This is a genomic window from Microbacterium sp. HMWF026 (assembly GCF_003061325.1).
In the GTDB taxonomy this organism is placed as follows: domain Bacteria; phylum Actinomycetota; class Actinomycetes; order Actinomycetales; family Microbacteriaceae; genus Microbacterium; species Microbacterium testaceum_E.
Map to the genome: position 1 here is coordinate 1 of NZ_QAJB01000132.1, position 5594 is coordinate 5594.

Genomic DNA, 5594 nt, shown 5'->3' on the forward strand with positions numbered 1-5594 from the left:
GCGTGGTGGTGCGCGCGCCGCGCGACGACACCATGCGACCGATGCGCCGCGGTGCGAGATGACGGACGGCAGCGCCCTCGGCGCGGACGGTGGCCTTCGCCGCCGCCGAGGCCAGCACGTGGGTGAACATGCCCGACCACGCGAACATCGCGGTGCACGAGATGGTCTCGAACAGCGCCAGGTTGATCGTCGCCGTGACGAAGAGGGCGATCGAGATGACCAGCCAGACGGTCGCGATGCCCGTGCTGATCGCCATGCGCTTGCCGAGGCGGTTGAACATGATCGGGGCGCTGATCAGCAGCGCGAGGAATCCGAGGACCATCGAACCGGCGACGCGGTCGTGGAGGTCTTTGTCGGTGTTCAGTGGAATGCACCCGACGAGCGCCAGATTCACACCGACCACATTCAGGCAGATGCAGGCGACGGTCGCGGCGCCCCGGCGGACGGGACCGCGGCCGAGTCGCGCGACGTCACGGCGCACGCAGAAGGCGAAAACGACGACGATCATTCCGCTGACCTTGAGCGTGCTGTTGAAGAATGCGCTCGAAAGGTCGCCGAAAATCCCCAGCTGGCTGAAGTGCAGCTGCCACCAGAGCGGGTCGCTCGTCGTGGCGATCGCGAGCAGCAGCCCGCCCACGAGCACGATCAGCGCGGCGGCTCCCACGTGCAGCGAGGGAAGCGCCCGCAGGCGACGGGCCGCACCGGTCAGGGTCGGCACCGGAAAGGAAGCGGGGACGGCGGAGCGGAGCGCGCTGCTCATGATGGGGGATCTTTCCTTCAGACGGAACGGGGATCCCCCCTCATCGCGGGACCCTCGGCCCCCGTCGGCTCGTTCGGGTAAAAACCGGGGGAAACCTTGGTCCTTTGCCGCCCCCGGCCTTGACGGAAACCGTCGAGCCACATGGTATCGTTCGCGCCGCCTTCATAGGAAAGGACTTGTCTGGGATTTTCCCAGATCATATGCGCATTTTCTTGTCCCCCATTTGGGGGACAAGGACCGTTTCACGCGACGAAACGAATGCCCCATTCCCGCCGCATTTCGGCACCGGATTCGACCGTGTCCAGGTCGATTCCCGACGCGAACGCGTTCGCCGGCGCGGTCATCGGTTCGACCGCCACCGCGAGAGGGTGACCCGGGTAGCGGTCGGTGGTGAACACCTGCGCCCAGCGGAACCCCTCGTCCTGCCACAGCTCCACGCGCCGCCCGTCCGGGGCGGTGAGCGTGTGCGCCGCGCGGCCCGTGGCATCCCGCTCCATTCCCCGGTACCCGTTGTCGAGCGCGGCGTCGCCCAGCCGCAGCCCCGCGCGCAGGTCGGTTCCGGGTCCCACCGGCACCTCGTCGACGGGGATGTTGCGATCGTCGAGCACCAGGGTCGTCGTGCCCGTGGAACGGACGACGAGATCGGCCGTGTCGACCCCGCCGATCTGGAGGTACGGGTGCACGCCCAGGGCGACCGGCGCCGTCCGGGCGCCGACGTTGCGGATCTCGTGCGTCACGTGCAGGCCGTCGTGGTCGAGCACGAACGTCACCCGCGTACGCAGGTGGAACGGGTATCCGGTCTGCGGCACCACGTCGGCGGCGAGGACGAGCCGCTCGTCGGACTGCTCCACCGGCTGATAGGTGCCGAACCGCAGCAGGCCGTGGCTGGCGTTGCCGAACTTCGGCTCGCTGATCGCGAGCTGCAGGTCCTCGCCGTCGAAGGAGTACCTGCCATCGCGGATGCGGTTCGGCCACGGAACCAGGACGACCCCCGACGCCGCGGGTGTGGGCAGGTCATCGGGGTAACGCGGGACCAGGTCGACGCCTCCGACGGTCAGGGCGCGCAGCGCCGCGCCGACCTGAGTGATCTCGGCCGAGGAGTGCGCGGTGCGCAGATGGAAGCGGATGCCGGTGGGGTCAGCGGTCATGACGAGGCCTTTCGAGCGCGGGAAGGGCGCTGCAGCCAAGGCCGCAGCAGGCGGGTGACCCACGGCAGGACCGCGTAGGTCATGACCGGGGTGAGCATGAGGGTCGTCGCCAGGACCCGCAGCACGAGCGGCACCTCGGCGAAGCCCGGCACGAAACCCAGCAGCCACGACGCGAGCAGGTTCGTGGGGAAGAAGCCGACCCAGATGGTGACCGCCTGCTTCCACCGCGGGGGAGCGGGCGGCACGGGCTGCTGGATGGGCTGGGTTCCGGCATCCGTCGCCGTATCGAGGACGGAACCGAGCGGGGCGTCGAACCATCCCTCGATGCCCGTGCGGCGCTCGCTGCGCTCCTCGCGGGCGAAGGGGCGTCCGGAGTCCAACCACCAGCGGCGTTGCGAGGAGCTCTCCCACTCCTCGAGGGTGGTGATGTCGCGGAAGCGGTACAGCATGTACCAGAGGTCGCTGTCCTCGCCCGCGCGCACCCACCCCGAGCCGAGGAAGCCGGGGAAAGCGGTCGCGAGGTCGGTGCCGGCCTGCATCCAGGAGGTCGCTTCGGCGGTGCGCGTCGGGTCGATGCGCCGCTCGATCGCCACCGTGATGGGGTGGGCGTCGGTGTCTGCCATGCGTCCATTTTCGTCGAGGCCCGGCGTGGGCGGTGCGGTGCGGTGCGGTGCGGTGCGTTCAGCGCGGCACGGCCTGGTCGACCGGGCGCGGCCTGCCGGGCACGAGAGCAGGGGATGCCACGGGAACAGGCCATTCGGCGCTGAATCGGCCTGTTCTGGTGTCATCGCCCTGTTCTCGTGGCGGGGGGTGTCGGCACGAGGTGCGGTGCGGCGCTGCACGGAGCGGGGGCCGGGCCGAGTGCGGTTGTGTCGAGGACAGGGGATGCCGCGAGAACAGGGCGATCGTCACCGGATCGGCCTGTTGTGGTGGCTTTCTCCTGTTCTCGGTGCATGGGGCCGGGAACGTGGATGCCATTCTCAGGCGTGACCGGTAACGTGGTGCGGTCGGCTCTGGACACCGCGCGTGATGCGCGGATGGGTTTGTGAGTCCAAGGGGCCGATGGACAGGACGCGATCGCGGCCTCGACCATCACTGAAATGGCCCCCGGCCGACGGATGTCCGGGTTTCTCACCGCTACGAGCGGTGTCGCTGTTTCGCGCGAACAGAACCCAGGAAGTCCCCCATGCCCAAGAACAAGAAGCCCGCCGGCGGTCGCGCCGCCAAGAACTTCGAGCCCCGCTACGGCGCCCAGACCTCGTTCCAGGACCGCAAGCGCCGTCCCGGTGCCGAGGGCGCTGCCAAGCCCGGCAGCAAGAGCCCCGGCCACCGCGGCTACCGCCCCGAGGCCGAGGGCGCGTCCGACAAGCGCCGGTGGAGCTCCTCGGAGCGCGCCGGTCGCGACGAGGCCCGCACCATCCGCTCGTCGGCACGCGACGATCGCCCCGCGCGTTCGTTCGACCGGAACGACCGGCCCGCGCGTTCGTTCGACCGTGACGAGCGGCCGCGTCGCGACGCCGGTGACCGTCCGGTTCGTTCGTTCGACCGTAACGACCGTCCGGCTCGTTCGTTCGACCGTAACGACCGTCCGGCTCGTTCGTTCGACCGCAGCGACCGTCCGGCTCGTTCGTTCGACCGTAACGACCGTCCGGCGCGTTCGTTCGACCGTAACGACCGTCCGGCGCGTTCGTTCGACCGTGACGACCGTCCGGCGCGTTCGTTCGATCGCAGCGACCGTCCGGCGCGTTCGTTCGACCGTGACGAGCGTCCGCGTCGCGACGCCGGTGGGCGTCCGGCTCGTTCGTTCGATCGGAACGACCGTCCGGCGCGTTCGTTCGATCGCAGCGACCGTCCGGCTCGTTCGTTCGACCGTGACGAGCGTCCGCGTCGTGAGGCCGGTGAGCGTCCGGCGCGTTCTTTCGATCGGAACGACCGTCCGGCTCGTTCGTTCGACCGCAACGACCGCCCGGCCCGTTCGTTCGACCGCGACGAACGTCCGCGTCGCGAGGCCGGTGAGCGTCCGGCCCGCTCGTTCGACCGCGACGAGCGTCCCCGTCGCGACGCCGGTGAGCGTCCGGCCCGCTCGTTCGACCGTAGCGACCGCCCGGCGCGTTCCTTTGACCGCAACGAGCGACCCGCCCGCTCGTTCGAGGACCGTCCCCGCCGTTCCGACGCCCCCAACCGCAGCGACTGGAACGCCACGCCCCAGCGCTCCGCCGAGCACGAGCAGCGCGTCGACGTCGTGCACGAGCGCCTGCAGGCAGAGGCCGTGGACGCAGCGACCGTGACCGGCGCCGGATTCGCCGAGCTGGGTCTCGGTGACAACATCGTCCGCGCGCTCGCCGGCCTGGGGGCCGAGAAGCCCTTCCCGATCCAGGCGGCCACCGTCGCCCCGATCCTCGAGGGCCGCGACGTCCTGGCTCGTGGTCGCACGGGCTCGGGCAAGACGATCGCCTTCGGCGCGCCGCTCGTCGAGAGCATCCTGCGCGCGCAGGCCGGTCAGCGTCGTGAGTTCGGTCGCGCCCCCAAGGCGCTGATCCTCGCCCCCACCCGCGAGCTCGCGCTGCAGATCGACCGCACGGTGCAGGTCATCGCGCGCAGCGTCGGACTGTTCACCATCCAGATCTACGGCGGCGTGCCCCAGGCGCGTCAGGTCGGTGCGCTCAAGAAGGGCGTCGACATCATCATCGGCACCCCCGGTCGCATCGAGGACCTGCTCAACCAGGGCAAGCTCGACCTCTCGCAGGTGCAGGTGGCCGTGCTGGACGAGGCCGACCACATGTGCGAACTCGGCTTCCTCGAGCCCGTGCAGCGGATCCTGCGCGCGACCGCGAAGGGCAGCCAGAAGCTGCTGTTCTCGGCCACGCTCGACCGCGAGGTCGCCGCCCTGGTCGATGAGTTCCTCGTCGAGCCGGCCGTCTACGAGGTCGCCGGTGAAGACCAGGACTCGAGCACCATCGAGCACCGCGTGCTCGTCATCGAGCACCGCGACAAGGCGCAGATCCTCGACTCGCTCGTCGACCGCGAGGGCAAGACCCTCGTGTTCGCCCGCACCCGCGCGTACGCCGAGATGCTCGCCGAGCAGTTCGACGACGCCGGGATCGCCGCGGTCGCCCTGCACGGCGACCTCAACCAGCAGAAGCGCACGCGCAACCTCGAGAAGCTCACCTCGGGTCGCGTCAACGTGCTCGTGGCCACCGACGTCGCCGCCCGCGGCATCCACGTCGATGACATCGACCTGGTCATCCAGGCCGACGCTCCCGACGAGTACAAGACGTACCTGCACCGCTCGGGCCGTACCGGTCGCGCGGGTCGCAGTGGCACCGTCGTCACGCTCATCACGCGTCAGCGTCGCCGTCGCATGACCGAGCTGCTCGATCGCGCCGAGATCGAGGCGCCGTTCGAAGAGACCCAGCTGGGCGACGACGTCCTCGAGGAGCTGTCGGGTCGACAGCTCTCGAACGTCACGGCGTAATCCCACCCGAGAAAGCCCCCGGCCGCGTCACCGCGGGCGGGGGCTTTCTCGTGCTTCCCGACGATGCTTCCGCCGGTCACTCGTCGCCCGTCGACCGTCGCCCCCGCGCGATCTTCGATGGCGTCAAAGTGTCGTGAGACGCGTTGGGCGGTGCCATTTGGCGCTGATGAAGCGCGGGGGGAGGGAGAGAGAAGGGCGCGTCGAGCGAGGC

The 5594-nt window shown here is 69.9% G+C and carries 4 protein-coding genes; 1 reads left to right on the top strand and 3 read right to left on the bottom strand.

Annotated elements, in window-relative coordinates:
- The 3 genes from DBR36_RS05940 to DBR36_RS05950 form a co-directional block, all read right to left on the bottom strand.
- Nucleotides 1-760, bottom strand: a 760-nt coding sequence (locus tag DBR36_RS05940; RefSeq protein WP_146185246.1) for a DUF998 domain-containing protein, incomplete at its 3' end; no start/stop codon positions are given.
- A gap of 242 nt (nucleotides 761-1002) precedes the next feature.
- A complete protein-coding gene (locus DBR36_RS05945; RefSeq protein WP_108317999.1) occupies nucleotides 1003-1908 on the bottom strand; it encodes an aldose 1-epimerase family protein in 906 nt (301 codons plus the stop codon).
- Entirely contained in the window at nucleotides 1905-2531 is a 627-nt protein-coding gene (locus tag DBR36_RS05950; RefSeq protein WP_108318000.1) for an antibiotic biosynthesis monooxygenase, read from the bottom strand. Before DBR36_RS05950 ends, DBR36_RS05945 begins: the two co-directional genes overlap by 4 nt.
- 563 nt (nucleotides 2532-3094) lie before the next feature.
- Between DBR36_RS05950 and DBR36_RS05955 the strand changes: the two genes are divergently transcribed.
- The gene (locus DBR36_RS05955) at nucleotides 3095-5383 is read left to right on the top strand and encodes a DEAD/DEAH box helicase (RefSeq protein ID WP_108318001.1); all 2289 of its coding nucleotides are present in this window, start codon (nucleotides 3095-3097) and stop codon (nucleotides 5381-5383) included.
- The last annotated feature ends 211 nt before the right edge of the window (nucleotides 5384-5594 follow it).

Coding starts and splice junctions, on each gene's coding strand:
- DBR36_RS05945 (WP_108317999.1), bottom strand. CDS start 1,908: ATGACCGCTGACCCCACCGGCATCCGCTTCCATCTGCGCACCGCGCAC.
- DBR36_RS05950 (WP_108318000.1), bottom strand. CDS start 2,531: ATGGCAGACACCGACGCCCACCCCATCACGGTGGCGATCGAGCGGCGC.
- DBR36_RS05955 (WP_108318001.1), top strand. CDS start 3,095: ATGCCCAAGAACAAGAAGCCCGCCGGCGGTCGCGCCGCCAAGAACTTC.